Source organism: Pseudomonas nunensis, assembly GCF_024296925.1.
GTDB lineage: Bacteria > Pseudomonadota > Gammaproteobacteria > Pseudomonadales > Pseudomonadaceae > Aquipseudomonas > Aquipseudomonas nunensis.
In genome coordinates this window covers 6,742,471-6,767,507 of the sequence record NZ_CP101125.1, presented here as the reverse complement: position 1 = coordinate 6,767,507, position 25,037 = coordinate 6,742,471, and the positions used below count along the sequence as shown (strand labels likewise).

Here is a 25,037-nt window from a genome sequence, read left to right as displayed (position 1 = left end):
TCTTTGACGCTGCGTTTTCGCCGTTTTTTAGCGGATCAGAGGGACAAAAGGGGCTGAAAAAATCTGTAAACGACGTCACCGACACTGGATGCGACCATCCCTGTACTGGTTACGACGCACCCTGTAGGCGTCAGATTTTCACTGGTACATGATCGTATCGACTCGATTGCAAGGCGCCGTGGTAGAGCTGTCTCCAAAACGCCATCCAACCGCAACCTATAAGTGCGGTGGTCCAGTCGGAACACTGCCAAAAAAAACACCAAGGAGTCCATCCATGAAAGGTTCCCCGTCGTTGTTGTTGGCCGCCATGCTGAGTCTGCCGTTACTGGCTCAAGCCGCAGAACCCGCTCAGTGCAGCACCGTAAACTTCTCTGATGTCGGCTGGACCGACATCACCGCGACTACCGCGACCACCAGCGTTGTCCTCGACGCTCTCGGCTACAAAACCAAGACCACCATGATTTCCGTGCCCGTGACCTACAAGTCCCTGGCCGACGGCAAGAACATGGACGTGTTCCTCGGTAACTGGATGCCGACCATGGAAAACGACATCAAGGCCTACCGCGATGCGGGCACCGTTGACGTCGTGCGCACCAACCTCACCGGCGCCAAGTACACCCTCGCCGTGCCGCAAGCGCTGTACGACAAAGGGCTGCATGACTTCGCCGACATCGCCAAATTCAAGAAAGAACTCGACGGCAAGATCTACGGCATCGAGCCAGGCAACGACGGCAACCGCCTGATCCAGAGCATGATCGAGAAGAACGCCTTCGGTCTCAAAGACGCTGGCTTCAAAGTCGTCGAGTCCAGCGAAGCGGGGATGCTGTCCCAGGTCGACCGCGCGCAGAAACGCGATACCGCCGTGGTCTTCCTCGGCTGGGCACCGCACCCGATGAACAAACGCTTCAAGATTCAATACCTGACCGGTGGTGATGACTTCTTCGGCGCGGACTTCGGTGCCGCCACGGTAGCCACCAACACCCGTAAGGGCTACGTCCAGGAATGCAGCAACGTCGGCACTCTGCTGAAAAACCTGGAATTCACCGTAGACATGGAAAGCGCGCTGATGGGCAACATCCTGGACGACAAGATGAAGCCTGACGCAGCAGCCAAGGCCTGGCTGAAAAAGAATCCACAGGTGCTCGATACCTGGCTCGCTGGCGTGACCACCATTGACGGTAAACCAGGCCTGGAGGCCGTGAAAGCCAAGCTCGCACAGTAATCGCTTACGCCGGACGGCTTCGGCCGTCCGGGCTGTTTATTTCCTTGCATGCGGACGTTCACTACCATGCTGATTGATCAGAAAATCCCCCTAGGCCAGTACATCGCGGGCTTCGTTGAATGGTTGACGCAACACGGCGCCAACACCTTCGACGCAATCGCCGTGACACTGGAAACGATGATCCACGGCGTGACGTTCGCGCTGACCTGGTTCAACCCGCTGGCATTGATCGGCCTCATCGCGCTACTGGCACACTTCATTCAACGAAAGTGGGGGCTGACCGTTTTCGTCATCGCCTCCTTCCTGCTGATCCTCAATCTGGGGTACTGGCAGGAAACCATGGAAACCCTTGCCCAGGTGCTGTTTGCCACCTTCGTCTGCGTGATTATCGGCGTGCCGTTGGGCATCGTCGCCGCGCACAAACCGATGTTCTACACACTGATGCGTCCGGTGCTCGATCTGATGCAGACCGTGCCGACCTTCGTGTACCTCATTCCTACCCTGACCCTCTTCGGGCTGGGTGTGGTCCCGGGCCTGATCTCGACGGTGGTGTTCGCGATTGCCGCGCCGATCCGCCTGACTTACCTGGGCATCCGTGATGTTCCCGCAGAACTGATGGACGCCGGCAAAGCCTTCGGCTGCTCGCGCCGTCAACTGCTCTCGCGTATTGAACTGCCCCACGCCATGCCAAGCATCGCGGCCGGTATCACCCAGTGCATCATGCTGTCATTGTCGATGGTAGTGATTGCCGCACTGGTGGGCGCCGACGGCCTGGGCAAACCCGTGGTCAACGCACTGAACACCGCCGATATCGCCCTGGGCTTCGAAGCCGGGTTGGCAATCGTACTGCTGGCGATCATGCTCGACCGTATCTGCAAACAACCCGACGCTAAAGTAGGGGGTGACGCATGAGCATTATTCGCTTCGAAGACGTCGACGTGATCTTCTCCAAAGATCCACGCGAGGCGCTCAAACTCCTCGACCAAGGCATGACCCGCGATCAGATTTTGAAAAAAACCGGGCAGATCGTCGGCGTTGAAAAAGCCAGCCTGGACATCGAGAAAGGTGAAATCTGCGTATTGATGGGCCTGTCCGGCTCCGGCAAATCCAGCCTGCTGCGCTGTATCAACGGCCTCAACACCGTCAGCCGTGGCAAGTTGTTCGTCGAGCACGAAGGCAAGCAGATCGATATCGCGTCCTGCACCCCCGCAGAACTGAAAATGATGCGCACCAAGCGCATTGCGATGGTGTTCCAGAAGTTCGCCCTGATGCCTTGGCTGACGGTGCGCGAGAACATCAGTTTCGGTCTGGAAATGCAGGGTCGCCCCGAGAAAGAACGGCGCAAACTGGTGGACGACAAGCTTGAGCTGGTGGGCCTGACCCAGTGGCGCAACAAGAAGCCTGACGAACTCTCCGGCGGTATGCAGCAACGTGTGGGCCTGGCCCGCGCGCTGGCGATGGACGCCGACATTCTGCTGATGGATGAACCGTTCTCGGCCCTCGACCCGTTGATCCGCCAAGGCCTGCAAGACGAACTGCTGGAACTGCAAAGCAAGCTCAACAAAACCATCGTTTTCGTGAGCCACGACCTTGATGAAGCGCTGAAACTCGGTAGCCGCATCGCGATCATGAAAGACGGGCGCATCGTGCAGTACAGCGTGCCGGAAGAGATCGTGCTGAACCCTGCAGACGATTACGTGCGGACCTTCGTGGCCCACACCAATCCGCTGAACGTGCTGTGCGGTCGCAGCCTGATGCGCACCCTCGACAACTGCAAACGCATCAACGGTTCGGTGTGCCTGGATCCGGGCGGCGATTCGTGGCTGGACCTGGCGGAAGGCAACACCATCAAGGGTGCACGCCAGAACGGCGCGGCCCTCGACCTGCAGAACTGGGTGCCTGGGCAAGCGGTTGAAGGTTTGGGTCGTCGGCCAACGCTGGTGGACTCCAACATCGGCATGCGCGATGCGCTGCAGATTCGTTACCAGACCGGCAACAAACTGGTGCTGCACGACAACAACAAAGTGGTCGGGATTCTCGGCGACAGCGAGCTGTATCACGCGCTGCTCGGCAAGAACCTGGGCTAAGGCAACACACACAAAAACGCCGCGAGAGGATCGCGGCGTTTTTGTTAGTGCAGATATTTGGCTGTAAACGCGGACCACTGTGGCGAGGGAGCTTGCTCCCGCTTGAGTGCGCAGCACTCACAAATTCTCGGGGTCGCTTCGCAACCCAGCGGGAGCAAGCTCCCTCGCCACAATTGATCTGCGGTGCATTGACTGCACCGCGCCCTCAGCATTTAGCTATAGACACGGCCAAGGAGCTGCCGATGGCTTTCAAACTGATCGAGCACGTCACGGGTGATCTGATCCTGAGTGAAGCCCATCAAGTCATAGTCCTGGCTGCCGTTGTGCAGGTACACCTCGGCGCGGTAGTAGCGCGCACGCGGTTCATCAGCGCTTTCCGCCGACACCGTCTCGCTCGCCGCCGCCAGGTAGCCATCCAGGCTCACTTCGTAGACAAAAGGGTTGCCCTCTTCCATCTCGATGCGCACGCCCATGCAACGCTTGGACTTGCCCAGCAACGTTTGCACGTCCAGGCCCTGAGCGCGCAATTGCACCGCCGCATCTTCCAGCGCCGGGCTGACTTGCTTGTCCATGAAGCGCTGCACGATCGACTGGTTCGGCTGCAGATCCAGTTGGGTCAGACGCTCGCTGAAACCACGACGACCGCGCGCTGCCAGCTCCGCTTGCTCCTGTTCGATCTGCACGTCCTGGCGCATCGCCTTGTGCAAGCCGAACATGAAGAACACCAGCACCACCGAGAACGGCAGACCGGCCAGCACCACCATGGTTTGCATGGCTTCGAAGTTACCGGCGAACAGCAGGCCGATCGTCACCAGGGTAATCACCGCCGACCAGAAGATCCGCAGCCAGTGCGGCGCATCTTCGTCAACGTTGCCGCCCTTGCAGGAAAGGTTGGCCATCATCACCGCGCCGGAATCCGCCGGGGTCAGGAACAACACGAAACCGACGAAGATCGACACGCCGATCACAATCTTCGACGCCGGGTAATGCTCAAGCAGTTGATAGATCGCCATGGACGGCTGTTCCAACGCCGTCTTCCCGAGTTCCACCGCCCCATGGTTCATCACCAGGTCCAGGGCCGAATTACCGAAGATCGACAGCCACGCCAGGGTGAAACCCAGCGGGATCAGCAGCACGCCGGCCACCAGTTCACGCACGGTACGACCACGGGAAATACGCGCGATAAACATGCCCACGAACGGGGCCCAGGAAATCCACCACGCCCAGTAGAACAGGGTCCACAGGCCCAACCAGCGGTCGGACTTCTCACTGTCGCCTTCGTACACGTACAGGTCGAAAGTCTTCAGCACCACGCCGTTCAGGTAGTCACCGATGTTCTGCACGAAGCCGTTGAGCAGGTGCAACGTCGGGCCGAACAGCAGCACGAAAATCAGCAGACCGCTGAACAGCACGATGTTCAGGTTGGACAGACGGCGAATGCCGTTTTCCACGCCGGACACCGCCGCGATGGTCGCCACGGTGCTCATCACGATGATCACGATCAGCAGGTTGGTGTTGCTGTGCTCCATGCCAAACAGGTTTTCCAGCCCCGACGACACTTGCAGCGAACCAATCCCCAGGTTCGTCACCAGCCCCAGCAGGGTCACGAACATGCCGAAGCCGTCCACCGCATGCCCTGCCGCGCCCTTGACCCAACGCTCGCCCACCAGCGGATACAGCGCCGAACGCAGCGCCAGCGGTTGGTTATGACGGTAAGCAAAGTACGCCACGGCCAGGCCGACCAGTGCGTAGATCGCCCAGCCATGCAGGCCCCAGTGCAGGAACGTCAATTGCACAGCCTGACGCGCGGCCATGTTGCTGGCGGCCACGCCTTCCGGCGGATTGAAATAGTGGTCCAGCGGCTCGGAAGCACCGAAGTACAGCAGCGAGATGCCGATACCCGACGAGAACAGCATCCCCGCCCAGGCGCCGTAGCTGAAGTCCGGGGTGTCGTCCTTGCTGCCCAGTTTGAGTTTGCCGTACGACGAAAACGCCAGGCCGACGACGAATACCAGATAGGCGGCGATCACCACCATGTAGTACCAGCCGAAGCTGCGGGACAACCAGGCCTGAGCGATGCCGAGCAATCTGCCCGCCTCTTGCGGGGCGATGATCAGAATGGCGGTCAACAACAGGATCAACGCGGTAGAGGTGTAGAACACCCAACCGTTGACCGTCACCTTCTCGGGTGGGGTCTTTATAAGAGAGGCAGAACTCATGGCACAGATGCTCCGGGCAGTGCGGGAGAAGAACACAAGGCAACGCGTTACCCGACCAATCGGTTAGTTGGCAGCCGACCGGCGGGTGATATAAAGACAGCCCGAAAAAAGCCCGAAGCCTTTGAGCGCCAGTGCGCGGGGGTTTCGAGCGGTTTCAGATGTCGTTTTTCCGCCGACTACACGTAGGAAAAACCTGTAGGCAGCGACGAATTGTCGCAGATCTTATTCTTTGTTGATTGAACGCTCAATCAAAACAAAATAGACTGGCTCTCAATCCGATAGACGTTTTTCGTCCGTCGGAAGGCCTAAGGAGATGTGCACGATGCCCAAGGTCGGTATGCAACCCATCCGCCGCCAGCAATTGATCGAAGCCACATTGCAGGCTGTCGATCAGGTCGGAATGGGGGACGCCAGCATTGCGCTGATCGCCCGTTTGGCCGGTGTCTCGAATGGCATCATCAGTCACTATTTTCAGGACAAGAATGGCCTGATCGCCGCCACGATGCGGTATCTGATGAGCGTCCTCAGCGAGAGCGTCACCGCGCGCCGCCAGGCGCTGGCAGATGACAGCCCACGGGCTCATTTGCAGGTGATTATCGAAGGCAACTTCGACGCCAGCCAGGTCAATGGCCCGGCAATGAAAACCTGGCTGGCCTTCTGGGCCACCAGCATGCACCAGCCGTCTTTGCACAGGTTGCAGCGGATCAACGATCACCGTCTGTATTCCAACCTGTGCTGCCAGTTCCGCCGTGTGTTGCCGCTCGTTGAAGCGCGCAGCGCCGCTCGAGGCCTGGCAGCCCTCATTGATGGCTTGTGGTTGCGCGGCGCGCTGTCGGGAGATGCTTTCGACACCGGGCAGGCGCAACAGATCGCTTACGAATACATGGATTTCCAATTGGCCAAGCAGGTGAGCTAGAGCACACATAAATCGCTCAGCCCCTGAACCGTCACTGATCAGCGTCGCCAATGCGACACGGCACGCCCAGTGACCAACGCCAACCACTTATGCACTTGCGAGGACACTATGGCCCGTTTCGAACTGCAAAAACTCTACATCGATGGCGGCTACTCCGACGCCAGCAGCGACGCCACCTTCGAAGCCATCAACCCGGCTAACGGTGAAGTCCTCGCAAAAGTACAGCGTGCGACGAAAGAAGACGTCGAACGCGCTGTGGTCAGCGCCGAAAAGGGCCAGAAAATCTGGGCCGCCATGACCGCCATGGAGCGTTCGCGCATCCTGCGTCGCGCCGTGGACATCCTGCGCGAGCGCAACGATGAACTGGCCGCCCTGGAAACCCTGGACACCGGCAAGTCGTTCTCCGAAACCAAATACGTCGACATCGTGACCGGTGCTGACGTGCTGGAGTACTACGCCGGCCTGGTGCCTGCCATCGAAGGCGAGCAAATCCCGCTGCGCACCACTTCCTTCGTCTACACCCGTCGCGAGCCGCTGGGCGTCGTGGCCGGTATCGGCGCGTGGAACTACCCGATCCAGATCGCCCTGTGGAAATCCGCACCAGCCCTGGCGGCCGGCAACGCGATGATCTTCAAGCCAAGCGAAGTCACTTCGCTGACCACCCTGAAACTGGCCGAGATCTACACCGAAGCCGGCGTTCCGGCAGGCGTGTTCAACGTGCTGACCGGCAGCGGCCGTGAAGTCGGCACCTGGCTGACCGAGCACCCACGCATCGAAAAAATCTCCTTCACCGGCGGCACCGACACCGGCAAGAAGGTCATGGCCAGCGCTTCGAGCTCTTCGCTCAAAGAAGTCACCATGGAACTGGGCGGCAAATCCCCGCTGATCATTTTCGACGACGCCGACCTCGATCGCGCCGCCGACACCGCGATGATGGCCAACTTCTACAGCTCCGGTCAGGTCTGCACCAACGGCACTCGCGTGTTCGTACCGACGCACCTGAAAGCCGCTTTCGAAGCCAAGATCGCTGAGCGCGTTGCGCGCATCCGCATCGGCAACCCGGAAGACGAGAACACCAACTTCGGCCCGCTGGTCAGCTTCGCCCACATGGAAAGCGTGCTCGGCTACATCGCCAAAGGTAAGGAAGAAGGCGCTCGCGTACTGTGCGGCGGCTCCCGTCTGACCGAAGGCGACCTGGCCAAAGGCGCATTCGTGGCACCGACCGTGTTCACCGACTGCACCGACGAAATGACCATCGTTCGCGAAGAAATCTTCGGCCCGGTCATGGCGATCCTGACCTACGACACCGAAGAAGAAGTGATCCGTCGCGCCAACGACACCGAGTTCGGCCTGGCCGCCGGTATCGTCACCAAGGACCTGAACCGCGCTCACCGTGTGATTCATCAACTGGAAGCCGGTATCTGCTGGATCAACGCCTGGGGCGAGTCCGACGCGAAAATGCCGGTTGGCGGCTACAAGCAGTCGGGCGTGGGCCGTGAGAACGGCATCACTTCGCTGAACAACTTCACACGCATCAAATCGGTACAGGTCGAACTGGGCGATTACGCCTCGGTGTTCTAAGGCACACCCGCAAAACCTGTAGCAGCTGTCGAGGCACGAGGCTGCGTTGCGCGTCCGCAGGACCGCCCTCAGAGGGCCGCTGCGCGACCCAACGCAGCCTCGTACCTCGGCAGCTGCTACAGGCGACCTGACCAACTTCAAAGAGGGTGCATTTAATGTCCCAAGAATACGATTACATCATCATCGGTGCCGGCTCGGCCGGTAACACCCTGGCGACCCGTCTGACTGAAGACGAAGGCGTCACCGTCCTGCTGCTTGAAGCCGGCGGCCCGGATTACCGTCTCGACTTCCGCACGCAAATGCCGGCCGCACTGGCGTTCCCGCTGCAAGGTCGTCGCTACAACTGGGCCTACGAAACCGATCCAGAGCCACACATGGACGGTCGCCGGATGGAATGCGGTCGCGGCAAGGGCCTCGGCGGCTCTTCGCTGATCAACGGCATGTGCTACATCCGTGGCAACGCGATGGATTATGACAACTGGTCGAAACTGCCAGGTCTGGAAAACTGGACCTACCTCGACTGCCTGCCGTATTTCCGCAAGGCTGAAACCCGCGACATCGGCCCGAACGACTATCACGGTGGCGACGGTCCGGTCAGCGTGACCACGCCAAAAGCCGGCAACAACCCGCTGTTCCACGCGATGGTTGAAGCAGGCGTGCAAGCCGGTTACCCGCGCACCGAAGACCTGAACGGTTACCAGCAGGAAGGTTTCGGCCCGATGGACCGTACCGTGACGCCGAACGGCCGTCGCGCCAGCACCGCTCGCGGTTATCTGGACATCGCCAAGAAGCGCTCGACCCTAACCATCGTCACCCACGCCCTGACCGACAAGATCCTGTTCGAAGGCAAGCGTGCGGTCGGCGTGCGTTATTTGATCGGCGCCGCTGAAGAGCGCGTTGAAGCCAAGGCTCGCAAGGAAGTGCTGCTGTGCTCCGGCGCCATCGCTTCGCCGCAGATCCTGCAACGCTCCGGCGTCGGCCCGGCCGAACTGCTGAATAAACTCGATATCCCGGTGGTCCACGACCTGCCAGGCGTCGGCGAAAACCTGCAGGATCACCTTGAGTTGTACCTGCAATACGCCTGCACCCAACCGGTGTCGCTGTACCCGTCGCTGCTCTGGTACAACCAACCGGCCATCGGCGCCGAGTGGCTGTTCAACGGCACCGGCATCGGCGCCAGCAATCAGTTCGAAGCCGGCGGTTTCATCCGCACCCGCGAAGAATTCGATTGGCCGAACATCCAGTACCACTTCCTGCCGGTCGCGATTAACTACAACGGCAGCAACGGCGTGAAAGAACACGGTTTCCAGGCACACATGGGTTCCATGCGTTCGCCAAGTCGTGGTCGCATCCAGGCCAAGTCGAAGGATCCTCGCGAGTACCCGAGCATCCTGTTCAATTACATGGCCACCGAGCAGGACTGGCAGGAATTCCGTGACGGCATCCGCCTGACCCGTGAAATCATGCAACAGCCTGCACTGGACGCCTTCCGTGGCCGCGAAATCAGCCCGGGCATCGACGTGCAAACCGATGAGCAGCTCGATCAGTTCATCCGCGAACACGCTGAAACCGCGTTCCACCCGTCCTGCTCCTGCAAAATGGGCACCGACGAGATGGCCGTAGTTGACGCTGAAGGCCGTGTGCATGGCATGCAGAGCCTGCGAGTGGTCGATGCTTCGATCATGCCGATCATCACTACCGGCAACCTGAACGCGCCAACGATCATGATCGCCGAGAAAATCGCCGACAAGATCCGTGGTCGTCAGCCATTGCCGCGCAGCAAGGCTGCTTACTTCGTCGCCGGTGATGCACCGGTGCGTGGCAAGCCGATGCGGGATGTGAGCCCTACTGCTCAGTAAGGCGTAATACCGAGGCGCGGCCTTCGCGGGCAAGCCTCGCTCCTACAAGGAATCGCATTCTCCTGTAGGAGCGAGGCTTGCCCGCGAAGGGGCCCTCACAAACAACACACAACCCTCTGACACCCCTCAGTAATCCCTTCCTACACCGCTTCGCCCTTGATCCTACCCCCCGCGCAGGCCTAATCTAGCGCCACGCAAACGTTTCACCCCCCTCGCCGTACCGATACGCCGCTTCTCCATTCCAAGGAGGTTTTCGAATGTTCGATTTCCACCCCCAGCTCAAGCAGCGCTTTGCTGCCTTGCGCACGGGCGCTGAATTCTTTTCGCTGCGATATGTACGCGAGTCCGGCCAATACCTGTCTGTACGCAAGAACGTCGCCGAACCGCCGAGCCTGAGCCGTGACGAGGGCGCGATGCTGACCGTTCGGGTCAACGGTGTCGAAGCCTATGCCGCGACCAACGACCTGTCGCAACAAGGCCTGCAAGCCGCGCTGGAAAAAGCCGAGCAACAAGCCCGCCGCCTAAAGCCCCACGCCTTGCTCGACCTGAGCGCGCAACGTGTTTCCAGCGACCGCGCCGACTACCTGTCACCGAACTTCGACCAGCCCTTCCCGTCCCTGAGCGACTGCTACCAACTGCTCGGTGCCGAATCCGCCGCCGTGCCCAAGGACGAGCGCCTGGTGAACTGGCAGGTGAGCATCGGCATCACCAACGTCGAACAGATTTACCTCAGCAGCGCTGGCGCCGAACTGCGCCAGGCCCAGCGTTTCGTCTACCCAAGCCTGGAAGTCACCGCCTACGACGGCAACGACAGCCAGACCCGCACCCTGGGCCGCGAGAACTTCGGCCAACAGGGCGGCTTCGATGTGATCAGCCGCTGCGGCCTGGTCGGCGCCGGCCCGAAAATCGCCGATCAGGCGCTGCAATTGCTGCTGGCACCGAACACCCCGCAAGGCCCGCGCGACCTGCTGTTGATGCCGGACCAGATGATGCTGCAGATCCACGAATCCATCGGTCACCCACTGGAACTCGACCGCATCCTCGGCGATGAGCGCAATTACGCCGGCACCAGTTTCGTCAAGGCTGAAGACTTCGGCAGCCTGCAATACGGCTCCAAACTGCTCAACGTGACCTTCGACCCGGACATTCCCGAACAACTCGCCAGCTATGGGCATGACGACGACGGCACCGCCGCGAGCAAGCAATTCCTGATCAAAGAAGGTGTGCTGCTGCGTCCATTGGGCGGCGCGCTGTCGCAATTCCGCGCCGGCATGGACGGCGTGGCCAACAGCCGCGCGTGCGGCTGGAACCGTCCGCCGATCGACCGCATGGCCAACCTGAACATCGAGCCCGGCGATCAGCCGCTGGAAAAACTGATCGGCGGAATCGAGAACGGCATCTTGATGAGCACCAACCGTTCCTGGTCCATCGACGATGCGCGCAACAAGTTCCAGTTCGGCTGCGAATGGGGCCAGTTGATTGAAAACGGCGAACTCAAAGGCGTGGTGAAAAACCCGAACTACCGGGCGATTTCCGCACATTTCTGGAAAAGCCTCAGCGCAGTCGGCGATGCCAATACTTTCAAGGTTCTGGGCACGCCGAACTGCGGCAAGGGCGAACCGAACCAGGTGATCCGCGTCGGCCATGCGTCGCCGGCCTGCGTGTTCAGCAACGTTGATGTGTTTGGGGGAGACGCCTGATGACTACGTCGAAAAATCAGGCCGACGCTTTCAAAGCTTTGGTCCAATGGCTGAGCGAAGCGATTCGCGAGCCAGAACAATTCACCCTCAGCTACGCCGCAGAATCCTCGGCCTTCGTGCGCTTCAACCACGCCAAGGTCCGTCAGGCCGGGCAGGTGCAGCAGGCGAGCGTCGGTTTCAAACTGATCGACGAGGGTCGCCACGCCGACCTGAACATCACCCTCTCCGGCGATGCGGAAACCGATATCCAACGCCTGGCCGAAGGTCTGCAACAACTGCGCGAAACCCTGCCACTGCTGCCAGCGGACCCGTACCTGCTGCTCAATCACAATGGCTGGCAGAGCAAGAACCTGCAGGATCACCCGCTGCCGGACACCGAGCAGGTCGTCGCCGAAATCACCCAGGCTGCCGAAGGGCTGGACCTGGTGGGGTTCTACGCCGCCGGGCCGATCAGTCGCGGCTTTGCCAGTTCCTCGGGTGCGTTCGGCTGGCATCAGGCCAACAGCTTCAACTTCGATTTCAGTTTGTTCCATGACAACGGCCAAGCCGTGAAGGCCAGTTACGCCGGGCACGACTGGAACAGCGAAGGTTTTGCAAAACGCTTTGCCTTGGCGCGCGAGCAACTGGCGTTTCTCGGTCGGCCGTTGCGCACCCTGGCGCCGGGTCAGTACCGCGCTTACCTCGCGCCGGCCGCCATGGAAGAAATCATGGACATGCTGGGCTGGGGCGGTTTCTCGGCGCAGTCGATTGCCAGCAAGAACAGCCCGTTGCAGAAGCTCTACGCCGGGGATCAGTCGTTCAGCCCGTTGGTGTCTGTCGATGAGAAAGTCAGCGGCTCCCTGAGCCCGGCGTTTTCCGGCGAAGGGTATCCGCGCAGCGATTTGGGCTTGATTGTCGAAGGCAAGGCCGGCGCGCAAATGGTCAGTTCACGCAGTGCCGCCGAGTATGGTCTGACGGCGAATGGCGCGGGCGGCGGTGAAATGCCGAGCGCGCTGAACATGGCGGCCGGCGAGTTGCCGCAAGCCGAGATTCTCAAGCAACTGGGCACGGGGCTGTACATCAGCAACCTCTGGTACCTGAACTACTCGGACCAACCGGCGGCGCGCCTGACCGGCATGACGCGGTTTGCGACGTTCTGGGTCGAGAATGGCGAGATTCAGGCGCCGGTGAGCACCATGCGGTTTGATGACAGCGCCTACAGCCTGCTCGGTTCGCAACTGGAAGCGTTGACCGAGGAGCGCGAGTTGCTGCTGTCGGCGAGTACCTATAGCCAGCGGGCGACGGCGTCGGCGTTGTTGCCGGGGGCGCTCGTCAGCCGATTGACCTTGACCCTGTAAACACAAAAACCCTGTGGGAGCGGGCTTGCTCGCGAAGAGGCCGTCAAATTCAACATCGATGTTGACTGGTCCACCGCTTTCGCGAGCAAGCCCGCTCCCACAGGGATTGCGACCTACCATCACATTGCATTCACCTTTTTCCCGCAAGAGGTCCCATGCCCAACCGCCCACCTCTCGACCCTGTCACCGCCCGCTGGTTGCCGTGGGTCGTTGCCATTGCTTTCTTCATGCAATCCCTCGACGGGACGATCCTCAACACCGCCCTGCCCGCCATGGCCCAGGACCTGGCGGAAAACCCGCTGCGCATGCAAGGCGTGATCATTGCCTACATGCTCACCGTCGCCCTACTGATCCCCGCTTCGGGCTGGATCGCCGACCGCTTCGGCACCAAGAAGATCTTCTTCGGCGCGATCCTGCTGTTCAGCATCGGCTCACTGCTCTGCGCGCTGTCGAGCACCCTGACCATGCTGATCGGTGCCCGAATCATTCAAGGCTTGGGCGGTGCCTTGATGTTGCCGGTCGGCAGGCTGGTGGTGCTGCGCGCCTACCCGCGTTCGGAGCTGGTGCGGATCATGGGTTTCATCACCATTCCCGGATTGCTCGGCCCGTTGCTGGGTCCGACCACCGGCGGCTGGATGGTTCAGTACCTGTCGTGGCACTGGATCTTTTTGATCAACCTGCCGGTCGGCGTGATCGGTTGCTACGCCGTGTGGAAATTCATCCCCGACCTGCGCGGCAGCGAGCGTACGCGGTTCGATAGCTGGGGCTTCTTGCTGTTCGGCGCGGCGATGGTGCTGATCACCATCGCCATGGAAGGCCTCGGCGAACTGCACCTGCCGCACCTTCGCGTCATGTTGCTGCTGTTCGGCGGTTTGGCGTGCCTGGCGGCGTATTGGCTGCGGGCCGGGAGGATCGACAATCCGCTGTTCGCGCCGTCGTTGTTCAAGACCCGGACGTTCGCCGTCGGTATCCTCGGCAATCTGTTCGCCCGCCTGGGCAGCGGCGCCCTACCGTTCCTTGTGCCGTTGTTGCTGCAAGTGGCATTGGGTTATTCGCCGTCCCAGGCCGGGATGAGCATGTTGCCGCTGGCTGCAGCGGCGATGTTCGCCAAGTCCGTGGCGCGGCCGCTGATCGAACGCCTGGGTTACCGCATCGTGCTGACCGGCAACACCCTGGCGCTGGGCGTCATGCTGGCGGCCATGGGCCTGGTCAGCGAGCAGACGCCGTACTGGCTGCTGCTGGTGATGCTGGCGATTGCCGGCGCGATCAACTCCTTGCAATTCACCGCGATGAACACCGTGACCCTGATCGACCTCGACGACGCCAGTGCCAGCAGCGGCAACAGTTTGCTGTCGGTGGTGGCGCAATTGTCCTTGAGCCTCGGCGTAGCGTGCGCCGGTGCGCTGCTCGGCGGGTTTACGGCGGAAATCGGCAACGATGGTGTGGAAACGGTGCTGGGCGCGTTCCAACTGACGTTCGTAACGGTCGGAATCATGGCGATGCTGGCCGCGACGATCTTCTCCCAGCTTTCACCAAATGATGGTCGACGGGTGGTCAGTCGCGAACACGACATAGAACACTGATGTAGCAGCTGTCGAGGCACGAGGCTGCGTTGCGCGTCCGAAGGACCGCCCTCGGGGGCCGCTTCGCAGCCCGACGCAGCCTCGTGCCTCGGCAGCTGCTACAAATACGAGGCTGCGTTGCGCGTCCGAAGGACCGCCCTCGGGGGCCGCTTCGCAGCCCAACGCAGCCTCGTACCTCGGCAGCTGCTACAAAAACGAGGCTGCGTTGCGCGCTTGCGGGACCGCACTTGGGGCTGCTTCGCAGCCCGACGCGGCCTCGTGCCTCGGCAGCTGCTACAAATACGAGGCGGAGTTGCGCGTCTGCGGGACCGCCCTCGGGGGCTGCTACATGCTTCTCGTCCAGAATTTGCAGGTGCAACACGCAGGCCTGATACACTGCGCGACATTTTGTTTTGCAGGCCAGTCCCGTGACCACCATCGCCACCGCTTTTAATACTTTGCCGCTGTCCGCCGCCATGCTGGCTAACCTCGACTCCCTCGGTTATGCCCAGATGACGCCGATCCAGGCGCAAAGCTTGCCGGTGATCCTCAAGGGGATGGACCTGATCGCGCAAGCCAAGACCGGCAGCGGCAAGACGGCTGCCTTCGGCATCGGCCTGCTGAACCCGATCAATCCGCGCTTCTTCGGTTGCCAGGCGCTGGTCATCTGCCCGACGCGTGAGCTCGCGGATCAGGTCGCCAAGGAAATCCGTCGTCTGGCCCGTGCCGAAGACAACATCAAGGTCCTGACCCTGTGTGGCGGCGTGTCCTTCGGCCCGCAAATCGGCTCGCTGGAGCACGGCGCGCACATCATCGTCGGCACCCCGGGTCGCATTCAGCAGCATTTGCGCAAAGGTTCGCTGGTGCTGCATGGCCTGAACACGCTGATCCTCGACGAAGCCGACCGCATGCTCGACATGGGTTTCTACGATTCCATCGAAGAAATCATTGCCCAGACCCCGGAACGCCGCCAGACCCTGTTGTTCTCCGCCACTTACCCGACGGGCATCAAGCAACTGGCCGCGAAGTTCATGCGCAACCCGCAGATCGTCAAGGCCGAGGCGTTCCACGACGACACGCAGATCGAGCAGCGCTTCTACGAAATTTCCCCGGAAGAACGCATGAGCGCGGTGACCAAGGTCCTCGGCCACTTCCGTCCGGCGTCCACCGTGGCGTTCTGCTTCACCAAGCAGCAAGTCCAGGAAACCGTTGATCACCTGACCTCCAAAGGCATCTCCGCCGTCGGCCTGCACGGCGATCTGGAACAGCGTGACCGCGACCAGGTGCTGGCGATGTTCTCCAACCGCAGTACGTCGGTACTGGTTGCCACCGACGTCGCCGCGCGCGGTCTCGATATCGATGCGCTGGACATGGTGATCAACGTCGAACTGGCCCGTGACTCGGAAATCCACATTCACCGTGTTGGCCGTACCGGTCGCGCTGGTGAGAAGGGTATTGCGATCAGCCTCGTCGCCCCGTCCGAAGCGCACCGCGCCCAGGCCATCGAGAAGCTGCAGCAATCGCCGTTGAGCTGGGATCAAATCGACAACCTCACCTCCCAGGGCGGCGCACCGCTGCTACCGGTGATGAGCACGCTGTGCATCGGCGCGGGTCGTAAAGACAAGGTTCGCCCGGGCGACATTCTGGGTGCACTGACTGGCGACGCCGGTATTCCGGGCGCCCAGGTCGGCAAGATCGCGATCTTCGACTTCCAGGCGTATGTGGCTGTGGAACGCGGGATTGCCAAGCAGGCGCTGCAGCGCCTGAACGACGGCAAGATCAAAGGCCGTTCGTTGCGCGTGCGTATTCTGTAAGAGATCTTCTGGCTGACAGAGATCAAATGTGGGAGCGGGCTTGCTCGCGAAGACGGACTGACAAACAACATCTGTGTTGAATGTGCTGGCCTCTTCGCGAGCAAGCCCGCTCCCACATTGGTTTGTCGGTGAATCTGAATTTTGTGTGAGGACACCGTTTTGCGCTCTACCGAAGTCGTGATCATTGGCGCTGGCGCCGCAGGGTTGATGTGTGCGCTGACCGCCGCCGGGCGCGGGCGCAAGGTGATGTTGCTCGACCACGCCAACAAGGCCGGCAAGAAAATCCTGATGTCGGGCGGTGGCCGCTGCAATTTCACCAACATGTACACCGAACCGGGCAATTTCCTCTCGCAGAACGAACACTTCTGCAAATCCGCGCTGGCGCGCTACACCCAGTGGGATTTCATCGGCATGGTCGCCAAACACGGTGTGCCGTACCACGAGAAGAAACTCGGCCAGTTGTTCTGCGATAACAAATCAAGCGACATCCTCGAAATGCTGCTCAACGAGTGCGATCAGGTCGGCGTCAGCCTGCACCTGGACACTTCGATCCAGACCATCGAGAAACTCGAAAGCGGTTACCTGCTGGACACCACCCTCGGTCAGTTGACCTGCGAATCGCTGGTGATCGCCACCGGCGGTTTGTCGATCCCGACCCTGGGCGCCACCGGCTTCGGTTACCAAGTGGCCAAGCAATTCGGCCACGATTTGTTGCCAACCCGCGCCGGCCTGGTGCCGTTCACCATCACCGATCAGCTCAAAGAACTCTGCACCGAGCTGTCCGGTACGTCGGTGGATTGCCTGGTGAGCTGCAACGAGCAGAGCTTCCGCGAGAACATCCTGTTCACTCACCGCGGTCTCAGCGGCCCGGCGATTTTGCAGATCTCGTCGTTCTGGGAATCCGGCGACACGGTGGAAATCAACCTGATGCCGGACCACGACGTACCGACCTGGCTGCAACAGCAGCAAGCCGAACGCCCGAACAGCGAATTGAAAACCTTACTGGGGGAAATCTTCACCAAGAAGATGGCCAACCTGCTGGCGGACAACTGGTTCGTCTCCAAACCGATGAAGCAATACACCCACGCGGAAATCGCCGACATCGCCGAAAAACTCGCGAGCTGGAAAGTCGTCCCCGCCGGCACCGAAGGCTACCGCACCGCCGAAGTGACCCTGGGCGGCGTCGACACCCATGAAGTGTCGTCCAAAACCATGGAATCCCTGAAAAGCCCCGGCCTGTACTTCATCGGCGAAGTGCTCGACGTCACCGGGCACTTGGGCGGCTTCAACTTCCAGTGGGCCTGGGCCTCGGGCTACGCCGCCGCACAATACGCCTGACCCCACCACTCGGTGCAGGAGCTGTGTAGGAGCTGTCGAGTGAAACGAGGCTGCGATCTTTTGATCCTGATCTTTAAAAAATCAAAATCAAAAGATCGCAGCCTCGTTTCACTCGACAGCTCCTACAGGGGATTTCATTTCAAGGTGATAACCCCATGTTCACCACTCAAGGAACAGATTTTGCTGTCAGATGTGATCGGCGCCATTGCGTCGGCGTCATTACTGGCTCAATTTAGCGTCATCGCCTCGGAAGGCCCTCGCACTTCATGTCATCGACCCCTTTTAGTCAGTCTCTGCGTCGCCTCTGGGCGCTGGATAAATTCAGCTACAGCGTGCGGGTGTTCATCGCCCTGACCGGCAGCATGGCCGTTTGTTGGTATCAGGATGAAATGGGCCTGTTGATCCCGTTGTTCCTGGGCATCATCGCCAGCGCCCTGGCCGAGACCGACGACAGTTGGCAGGGCCGCCTCAACGCGCTGGCCGTGACGCTGGTGTGTTTCAGCGTTGCCGCGTTCTCGGTCGAATTGCTCTTCCCCTACCCCATCATCTTTATCGTCGCCCTGGCGTTGGCCGCCTTCGGCCTGACCATGCTCGGCGCCCTTGGCGAACGCTATGGCGCGATTGCCTCGGCGACGCTGATCCTGTCGGTCTACACCATGATCGGCGTGGACCAGCGCGGTGGCGCGGTAACCGATTTCTGGCACGAACCGGTGCTGCTGGTGGCCGGTGCGGCCTGGTACGGATTGCTTTCGGTGCTGTGGCAGGCGATGTTTTCCAACCAGCCGGTGCAGCAGAGCCTGGCGCGATTGTTCCGTGAACTGGGTTTGTACCTGAAACTCAAATCGTCGCTGTTCGAACCGATCCGGCAGATGGACGTGGAAGCGCGGCGCCTGGAACTGGCCCAGCAAAACGGCCGGGTGGTGGCGGCGCTGAACGTCGCCAAGGAAATCATTCTGCACCGGGTTGGTAATGGTCGGCCGGGCTCGAAAGTCAGTCGTTACCTCAAGCTGTACTTCCTCGCCCAGGACATCCACGAGCGCGCCAGTTCCTCGCACTACCCTTACAACGCCCTGGCCGACGCGTTCTTCCACAGCGACGTAATGTTCCGCTGCCAGCGCCTGCTGCGCCAGCAAGGCAAAGCCTGTCGGGCGCTGGCGGAATCGATCCAGATGCGCCAGCCCTTCGTGTATGACGCCAGCTTCGCCGAAGCCCTGGGCGACCTGCACGCCTCCCTCGAACACCTGCGCATCCAGAGCAACCCGGCCTGGCGCGGACTGCTGCGTTCCTTGCGCGCACTGGCGGCCAACCTTGGCACCCTCGACCGCTTGCTCAGCGACGCGAGCAACCCAGATGCCCTCGCCGACGCCACCGACAGCAGCCTGCTCGACCGCTCGCCGCGCAACCTCAAGGATGTGTGGCTGCGCTTGCGCACGCAGCTGACGCCGACCTCGCTGCTGTTCCGCCACGCCCTGCGTTTGCCTCTGGCGCTGAGCATCGGCTACGGCATGGTGCATATGATCCACCCGTCCCAGGGTTACTGGATCATCCTCACCACGCTGTTTGTCTGCCAACCGAACTACGGCGCAACCCGGCGCAAACTCGGGCAGCGGATCATCGGCACCGCCATCGGCCTGACCCTGGCCTGGGCGCTGTTCGACCTGTTCCCGAACCCGTTGGTCCAGTCGGGTTTCGCCATTGCTGCCGGGGTGGTGTTCTTTATCAACCGCACCACCCGCTACACCCTGGCGACAGCGGCGATTACCTTGATGGTGTTGTTCTGCTTCAACCAGGTGGGCGACGGTTACGGGCTGTTCCTGCCGCGCCTGTTCGATACCTTGCTCGGCAGCCTGATCGCCGGACTGGCGGTATTCCTCTTTCTGCCGGACTGGCAGGGTCGGCGCCTGAACAAAGTGCTGGCCAATACACTGACCTGCAACAGCATTTACCTGCGCCAGATCATGCAGCAATACGCCGCTGGCAAAAGCGACGACCTGGCTTATCGCCTGGCCCGACGCAACGCGCACAACGCCGATGCGGCGCTGTCGACCACGCTGGCGAACATGCTGATGGAGCCGGGGCATTTCAGGAAGGAAGCGGACGTCGGTTTCCGTTTCCTGGTGTTGTCCCACACGTTGCTGAGCTACTTGTCAGGCCTCGGCGCGCACCGTGAAACGCAGTTGCCGCAAGATGTGCGCGAGCATTTGATCGACGGCGCCGGGGTGAGCCTGGCGGCGAGCATCGATGAGATCGCCCAGGGTTTGGCGAGCAAACTGCCGATTGCGATTCAGAGTGATGCGGAAGAGGCGCTGGCCAATGAGCTGGAGCAGATGCCGGATGAGATCGATGAGGGTCAGCGGCTGGTGCAGACGCAGTTGGCGTTGATCTGCCGGCAGTTGGGGCCGTTGCGGACGTTGGCGGCGCATTTGATCAAGGATACGAGCGAGGATTGAGTGTTGTGGTGGACGGGCGGGCCCCTTCGCGAGCAGGCTCGCTCCCACATTGGATTGAGGGTGTGTCTGCAATTCTGGACACCACACAAACCCCCTGTGGGAGCGGGCTTGCTCGCGAAGACGTCAGCAGCAACACCGCCGATCAACTTGCCGCTTGAAGCTTGAAACTTACCGCTGCCCTTCTACATCCCATGCTGCTTCATCAACCGCTCATAACTCCCATCCGCCTTCATCGCCGCAATCTCCCGATCAAACCCCGCCACAATCTGCTCATGCTGCGGGTTCTTCAGGCTGACCAGAATGTGCAGGCTGTTTTCACTCAGCGGCTTGGGCAGGAATTCGACTGAGTTGCGCACTTTGGACGATTCCCGGGCCAGGTAGTAACGAGCGACAAACTCATCTTCCAGGGTCAGTTGGACCCGATCAGCCGCCAGCATGCGTACGGCCATCGCGAAGTTATGCACCGGGATTTTCTGTAGCGCCGCATCTTCATCGAATTCCGGAGAGTAGGCGTACCCGCGCACCACGGCGATCGGGTAGGTGTGCAGTTGCTGCAGGTTGTTGTATTCGATGGGCGCGTCTTTGCGCTTGATGAAGCGCACGCGGTTGAGCAGGTATTCGCTGGAGAATTGCCCGAGCTTGGTGCGCTCGTCGTTGTACCAGGCGTTGACCAACACGTCGTAGCGGCCTTCGCCTACGCCGAGCAAGGCGCGCGCCCAAGGCACCTGCTCGAAATCACTGGCATAGCCGGCCCGGGCCAGCGCGGTGCTGACGATGTCGGTGGCCAAGCCACCGTTGACCAGCGTGGCATCAGTAAAGGGCGGCCAGGCATCGGCCACCAGGCGCAGCTTTTCCGCCACCGCGTTCTGTGTCAGCAACAGCAATCCAATCAAAGCAAGAGCTCGATGCAATCGCGGCATGCTAGAAAATCCTTAGCGGGCGGGCTGCCCGGCGTGTTTTTCAGCCAAAACTCCAAGACTCGAGTACCGGCCTGCCGGTACTAAACCTTAGCTCATTGAAGCCACTGCACAGCGCTTGATTGCAGATTACACAAAGAAGACAACGCCGCGAGAAATGAATGATGGCATTTTGGCCTTTGTCACAGATTTCTCAGCCATCAAGACATCTTTCGCCGGGACGCTTAGTATCGGGAGGACGTTGTTCAAGGAATGTGAAGATGACAATCGAGTGGGTCTGCAAACATCACAGCGATCTGGGTAAAGAGCAGCTGTATGCCATTTTGAAATTGCGCGCCGAGGTGTTTGTCGTCGAGCAGCAATGTGTCTACCAGGATATCGATGGCCAGGATCTGGAAGGTGACACCAGCCATTTGATGGGCTGGGATGGCGAGCGTCTGGTCGCGTACCTGCGTTTGCTCGACCCGGAACTGCAGGGCGGCGATGTGGTGATCGGCCGGGTCGTGACCGCGCCTGAAGGTCGTGGCCAGGGGCTGGGGCATGCAATGATGGAACAGGCGTTGAGACAGGCTGAGAAACGCTGGCCTGACATGCCGATTTATCTGTCGGCCCAGGCGCATTTGCAGGGGTATTACGGGCGATACGGCTTTGTGGTGGCGGGTGAGGAGTATGTCGAGGATGGCATTCCGCATATCGGGATGCGTCGGTCTTAAGGGCCTCTTCGCGGGCAAGCCTCGCTCCTACAATTATTCGCGGTGTCCACAAATGATGCGGACAACCCAAATCCTGTAGGAGCGAGGCTTGCCCGCGAAGGCGCCAGTACAGGCGCCACAAACTTCAAGGGTACTCAAGCACCGCTTTAATCTGCCGCAAATTGCGCTCGATCCACCCCCGGTCAATCGCACCCCAATCCCGAATCCGATAGTGCCCGGCATGATTACGCGCGCCGTCTTCCTGCTCGAATTCACACACGATATCCAGATCCGCCAACGCCGCGATGGTGTCTTGGGCTGTGCGCCGAGGCATGCCGGTGACTTCGGTCAGGGTCGGGACGCTGCTGGCCAGCCCGCTGTCGATCAGGTACGCCACGTACAACCGGCGGTAGAAGCTGCTTTTGGTCTTGCTGACGTCCATCAAACGCTCCTTTATTGCATATCCCGCCAAGTCAGATACACCCGCAGATCAAACTCCACCTGGTGATACCCCGGCAACATGTGTTCGCACAACTTGTAGAACGCCTTGTTGTGATCCGACTCTTTGAAGTGCGCCAACTCATGCACCACGATCATTTTCAGAAATTCCGACGGCGCTTCCTTGAACAGTGAGGCGACGCGGATTTCTTTCTTGGCCTTGAGCTTGCCGCCCTGCACCCGGGAAATCGTGGTGTGCAGGCCGAGGGCGCGGTGGGTCAGGTCCAGGCGGTTGTCGAACAACACTTTGTCGATGGCCGGAGCGTTGCGCAGGTATTCCTGCTTCAGGTCCAGGGCGTAGGTGTACAACGCCTTGTCACTTTGCACGTCGTGCTTTTGCGGGTAACGCTGGCTCAGGTAGTCGCCCAGCCGACCGTCGGCGATCAGCTGGCGCACCTGATCCTGCAATGCAGCGGGATAAGCCTGGAGGTATTTCAACGCGGTCATTGGGCGGGCAACATGCAGCATGAAAAGGTCGCCAGTGTAGCGAATTCAGCGGGGCAGCGCGCTCCAGTCGAAGGGCTGCACGAAGGCGCCGGCATCCTCGGCCATCATCGGCCGCGCGACCAGGAAGCCCTGCACATACTCGCAGCCGTTGGCCTGTAGCCACTCATACTGCGCCGGGGTTTCCACCCCTTCGGCAATCACCAGCAAACCGTATTGCTTGCACAGATCGATCACCGTGCGCACCAACGCCGCGTCCCGCGACGACTCGGGCAGCCGCGCGATCAGATGCCGGTCGAGTTTCAGGGTGTCCAGTTCCAGATCCCGCAGATGCGCCAGCGAACACGAGCCGGAGCCGAAGTCATCCAGCGCCACCCTCACTCCCAGGTTGTGCAGCAAGCGCAGCTGCTTGCGGGTTTCCTCGGGGTTAATCATCAGCGCTTCTTCGGTGACCTCGACTTCGATCTGGCACGGCTTCAATTCATGGCGTTCCAGCACCTGGCGTAATTCGGTGACCAGGTTGGGCATGCCGAACTGGGTGCTGCTCAGACTCACTCCCAATACCAGATCCTCGGCAAACAAGGTTTCCCAGGCTTTACGCTGCTTGGCGCTGCGATGGTAAATCCAGCTGCCCAGGCGACTGATCAACCGAGCCTCCTCCAGCAACGGTAAAAACAGCCCCGGCGGCACATCGCCGACACTCGGGTGCTGCCAGCGCAGCAACGCTTCGAAACCGCGAATCTGCCCGCCATCGATTGCGACTTGCGGTTGATAGACCAGATTGAAATCGCGGTTCTCGATGGCCGTGCGCACGCTCTCTTCGAGCATCAGCCGCGAGCGCGCCCGGCCGTTCATTTCGTGATCGTAAAAGCGATATTGCTGACGCCCGGCGCGCTTGGCTTCGTACATCGCGATGTCGGACGCGCGCAGTAAACCGTCGAGGTTGGAGCCGCAATCCGGGTAAGTGGCAATGCCGATGCTGGCGCCCAGGGCGATGTCCAGGCCTTCGATCTGCTGACAGATCGACACCCGCTCAATCAGTTTCTCGGCAATCTTCGCCGCCTGCTCGGGGAACTCCAGGTCCAGCAGCGCCGTGAATTCATCGCCGCCCATCCGCGCCAGAATGTCGAAGGGCCGCAGGCAAGCCTTCAACTGCTCGGAGACCCAGCGCAGCACTCGGTCGCCGGCATCGTGACCGAGGGAATCATTGACCCGTTTGAAGCCGTCCAGATCGAGATACATCAGCACCCAGGCGCTGTCGGAACGTTCGCCGCGCAGCAGCAGGTTTTCCACGGTCTGGTGAAAGCCGCGCCGGTTGAGCAATCCGGTCAGCGGATCGGTGACAGCCTGGAACTCCAGCTGCTGATGCAGATGGCGCACCACCGACATGTCCAGCACCGTCACCACCATCGCGTGTTGCTCGGACGGCAATGGCGCGCAGGACAACGCTACCGGCACTTGCTGGCCCGGCGCTGTACGCAACAGCGCATCGTGCAGACGCGAGGTCTCGCCGCGCTTGTAGCCGTTATAAAGATCGGAATCGGCCCAGACCGGAATGTGCGGTTTTTGCAGGAAATCCAAGAACTCCTTGCCCTGCAAATCCTTGACCGTGGCATTGAGCAGCCGCGACATCGCCGGGTTGGCAAATCGAATCAGGCCGTCCTCTCCCACCACCAGGATGCCTTCGGCGGCGTTGTCGAGCACCGACGCATTGAAAGCCCTGGCAACCTCCAGATCGTGGCTCAGGCGCTGCAAGGCCCGACGATTGCGTTGATGCTCAAGCAACGCCTGGACTTTGGGCTTGAGAATCTGCGGATCGAAGGGTTTGAACAGGTAATCCACCGCGCCACTGGCGTAGCCCTTGATCACGGCGTCCTGGGATTGTTCGTTGGCGGTGAGGAATATGATTGGGGTCAGGCGGGTGCGTTGACTGCCGCGCATCAACCGCGCGACTTCGAAGCCGTCCATGCCGGGCATCTGCACATCCAGCAGCACCAGGTCGATTTCATGTTCCAGGAGCAAACTGAGGGCCTCGAAGCCCGAGGCGGCGGTCATGACCTGCCAGTCCTGGCGCTGTAACAAGGCGCGCATGCTGATCAGGTTTTCAGGGTAATCATCAACGACTAATAGGACAGAGTTGCCTTCACCTGGCGTGGGTTGCGCGCATTCCATGCTGCTTCTCTTGTTCGGGGCGACAGGCCGGTTTCTCGTGAAAACCGGACAAATTCTACGCCTTCACTCTAGACCCGGATCCGCAAAAGCAGTAGGTGTCATCACGCCATCATTTAACCAAAGCGTCCATAAGCCGACTAACGGTCAGCTCTACAGCCCCCTGAAACCGGGAAAGATGGCTTTTTGACAGGATGTTGACGTCAATCATCTGCCAAGCGGGCATTAACAA

Annotated in this window: 18 protein-coding genes; 13 read left to right on the top strand and 5 right to left on the bottom strand. The window is 60.5% G+C overall.

Annotated features, from left to right (window positions below; translation table 11 throughout):
* Positions 1-274: 274 nt before the first annotated feature.
* The 3 genes from NK667_RS29900 (at position 275) to choV (ending at position 3,309) form a co-directional block, all read left to right on the top strand.
* Positions 275-1,222, top strand: coding sequence for a choline ABC transporter substrate-binding protein (locus NK667_RS29900; protein WP_054044231.1), 948 nt, complete (start codon positions 275-277; stop codon positions 1,220-1,222).
* 66 nt (positions 1,223-1,288) lie between these two features.
* On the top strand, positions 1,289-2,134 hold the full coding sequence (gene choW, locus NK667_RS29895) for a choline ABC transporter permease subunit (RefSeq protein WP_054044232.1): 846 nt from the start codon (positions 1,289-1,291) through the stop codon (positions 2,132-2,134).
* Positions 2,131-3,309 carry a choline ABC transporter ATP-binding protein gene (gene choV / locus NK667_RS29890; protein WP_054044233.1) on the top strand — a complete coding sequence of 393 codons (1,179 nt, stop codon included), beginning with the start codon at positions 2,131-2,133 and terminating at the stop codon, positions 3,307-3,309. The genes choW and choV overlap by 4 nt, the downstream gene beginning before the upstream one ends.
* Before the next feature lie 212 nt (positions 3,310-3,521).
* On the opposite strand, the gene NK667_RS29885 is transcribed toward choV, so the two are convergent.
* Complete coding sequence (locus NK667_RS29885; protein WP_236708660.1) at positions 3,522-5,471, bottom strand: BCCT family transporter; 1,950 nt, start codon at positions 5,469-5,471, stop codon at positions 3,522-3,524.
* Between the two features lie 379 nt (positions 5,472-5,850).
* Between NK667_RS29885 and betI the strand changes: the two genes are divergently transcribed.
* From betI to yccS, 9 genes are all read left to right on the top strand, one after another.
* A complete protein-coding gene (gene betI / locus NK667_RS29880; RefSeq protein ID WP_054616883.1) occupies positions 5,851-6,444 on the top strand; it encodes a transcriptional regulator BetI in 594 nt (197 codons plus the stop codon).
* 108 nt (positions 6,445-6,552) lie between these two features.
* A complete protein-coding gene (gene betB / locus NK667_RS29875; protein WP_054616884.1) occupies positions 6,553-8,025 on the top strand; it encodes a betaine-aldehyde dehydrogenase in 1,473 nt (490 codons plus the stop codon).
* Between the two features lie 155 nt (positions 8,026-8,180).
* The gene (gene betA / locus NK667_RS29870) at positions 8,181-9,884 is read left to right on the top strand and encodes a choline dehydrogenase (protein WP_054616885.1); all 1,704 of its coding nucleotides are present in this window, start codon (positions 8,181-8,183) and stop codon (positions 9,882-9,884) included.
* A 257-nt stretch (positions 9,885-10,141) separates the two neighbouring features.
* Complete coding sequence (locus NK667_RS29865) at positions 10,142-11,584, top strand: TldD/PmbA family protein (RefSeq protein ID WP_054616886.1); 1,443 nt, start codon at positions 10,142-10,144, stop codon at positions 11,582-11,584.
* A complete protein-coding gene (locus NK667_RS29860) occupies positions 11,584-12,921 on the top strand; it encodes a TldD/PmbA family protein (RefSeq protein WP_054616887.1) in 1,338 nt (445 codons plus the stop codon). The genes NK667_RS29865 and NK667_RS29860 overlap by 1 nt, the downstream gene beginning before the upstream one ends.
* A 155-nt stretch (positions 12,922-13,076) precedes the next feature.
* Positions 13,077-14,504: a multidrug transporter subunit MdtD gene (gene mdtD / locus NK667_RS29855; RefSeq protein WP_054616888.1), complete on the top strand. Its 1,428-nt coding sequence runs from the start codon at positions 13,077-13,079 to the stop codon at positions 14,502-14,504.
* Positions 14,505-14,911: 407 nt separating this feature from the next.
* Positions 14,912-16,297 carry an ATP-dependent RNA helicase DbpA gene (gene dbpA / locus NK667_RS29850; protein WP_054044240.1) on the top strand — a complete coding sequence of 462 codons (1,386 nt, stop codon included), beginning with the start codon at positions 14,912-14,914 and terminating at the stop codon, positions 16,295-16,297.
* 159 nt (positions 16,298-16,456) lie between these two features.
* A complete protein-coding gene (locus NK667_RS29845) occupies positions 16,457-17,635 on the top strand; it encodes a BaiN/RdsA family NAD(P)/FAD-dependent oxidoreductase (protein ID WP_054616889.1) in 1,179 nt (392 codons plus the stop codon).
* A gap of 266 nt (positions 17,636-17,901) precedes the next feature.
* Complete coding sequence (gene yccS / locus NK667_RS29840; protein WP_054616890.1) at positions 17,902-20,085, top strand: YccS family putative transporter; 2,184 nt, start codon at positions 17,902-17,904, stop codon at positions 20,083-20,085.
* A 182-nt stretch (positions 20,086-20,267) separates the two neighbouring features.
* Here the strand turns inward: yccS and NK667_RS29835 are convergent, their stop codons facing one another.
* Positions 20,268-21,005 carry a substrate-binding periplasmic protein gene (locus NK667_RS29835; RefSeq protein WP_054044243.1) on the bottom strand — a complete coding sequence of 246 codons (738 nt, stop codon included), beginning with the start codon at positions 21,003-21,005 and terminating at the stop codon, positions 20,268-20,270.
* Between the two features lie 257 nt (positions 21,006-21,262).
* Between NK667_RS29835 and NK667_RS29830 the strand changes: the two genes are divergently transcribed.
* Positions 21,263-21,715, top strand: a complete 453-nt coding sequence (locus NK667_RS29830; RefSeq protein ID WP_054616891.1) for a GNAT family N-acetyltransferase — start codon at positions 21,263-21,265, stop codon at positions 21,713-21,715.
* A gap of 124 nt (positions 21,716-21,839) precedes the next feature.
* On the opposite strand, the gene NK667_RS29825 is transcribed toward NK667_RS29830, so the two are convergent.
* From NK667_RS29825 to NK667_RS29815, 3 genes are read right to left on the bottom strand one after another with little or no spacing between them, the layout of a single operon-like run.
* The gene (locus tag NK667_RS29825) at positions 21,840-22,136 is read right to left on the bottom strand and encodes a winged helix-turn-helix domain-containing protein (protein WP_054044245.1); all 297 of its coding nucleotides are present in this window, start codon (positions 22,134-22,136) and stop codon (positions 21,840-21,842) included.
* A gap of 11 nt (positions 22,137-22,147) precedes the next feature.
* A complete protein-coding gene (locus NK667_RS29820) occupies positions 22,148-22,639 on the bottom strand; it encodes a M48 metallopeptidase family protein (protein WP_054044717.1) in 492 nt (163 codons plus the stop codon).
* A gap of 45 nt (positions 22,640-22,684) precedes the next feature.
* A complete protein-coding gene (locus NK667_RS29815; protein ID WP_054616892.1) occupies positions 22,685-24,808 on the bottom strand; it encodes a putative bifunctional diguanylate cyclase/phosphodiesterase in 2,124 nt (707 codons plus the stop codon).
* Positions 24,809-25,037 lie beyond the last annotated feature (229 nt).

Bases quoted from the DNA above. Each gene is read 5' to 3' on its own strand.
- NK667_RS29900 (WP_054044231.1), top strand. From the start codon at position 275: ATGAAAGGTTCCCCGTCGTTGTTGTTGGCCGCCATGCTGAGTCTGCCG.
- choW (WP_054044232.1), top strand. From the start codon at position 1,289: ATGCTGATTGATCAGAAAATCCCCCTAGGCCAGTACATCGCGGGCTTC.
- choV (WP_054044233.1), top strand. From the start codon at position 2,131: ATGAGCATTATTCGCTTCGAAGACGTCGACGTGATCTTCTCCAAAGAT.
- betI (WP_054616883.1), top strand. From the start codon at position 5,851: ATGCCCAAGGTCGGTATGCAACCCATCCGCCGCCAGCAATTGATCGAA.
- betB (WP_054616884.1), top strand. From the start codon at position 6,553: ATGGCCCGTTTCGAACTGCAAAAACTCTACATCGATGGCGGCTACTCC.
- betA (WP_054616885.1), top strand. From the start codon at position 8,181: ATGTCCCAAGAATACGATTACATCATCATCGGTGCCGGCTCGGCCGGT.
- NK667_RS29865 (WP_054616886.1), top strand. From the start codon at position 10,142: ATGTTCGATTTCCACCCCCAGCTCAAGCAGCGCTTTGCTGCCTTGCGC.
- NK667_RS29860 (WP_054616887.1), top strand. From the start codon at position 11,584: ATGACTACGTCGAAAAATCAGGCCGACGCTTTCAAAGCTTTGGTCCAA.
- mdtD (WP_054616888.1), top strand. From the start codon at position 13,077: ATGCCCAACCGCCCACCTCTCGACCCTGTCACCGCCCGCTGGTTGCCG.
- yccS (WP_054616890.1), top strand. From the start codon at position 17,902: ATGTCATCGACCCCTTTTAGTCAGTCTCTGCGTCGCCTCTGGGCGCTG.
- NK667_RS29835 (WP_054044243.1), bottom strand. From the start codon at position 21,005: ATGCCGCGATTGCATCGAGCTCTTGCTTTGATTGGATTGCTGTTGCTG.
- NK667_RS29830 (WP_054616891.1), top strand. From the start codon at position 21,263: ATGACAATCGAGTGGGTCTGCAAACATCACAGCGATCTGGGTAAAGAG.
- NK667_RS29825 (WP_054044245.1), bottom strand. From the start codon at position 22,136: ATGGACGTCAGCAAGACCAAAAGCAGCTTCTACCGCCGGTTGTACGTG.
- NK667_RS29820 (WP_054044717.1), bottom strand. From the start codon at position 22,639: ATGACCGCGTTGAAATACCTCCAGGCTTATCCCGCTGCATTGCAGGAT.
- NK667_RS29815 (WP_054616892.1), bottom strand. From the start codon at position 24,808: ATGGAATGCGCGCAACCCACGCCAGGTGAAGGCAACTCTGTCCTATTA.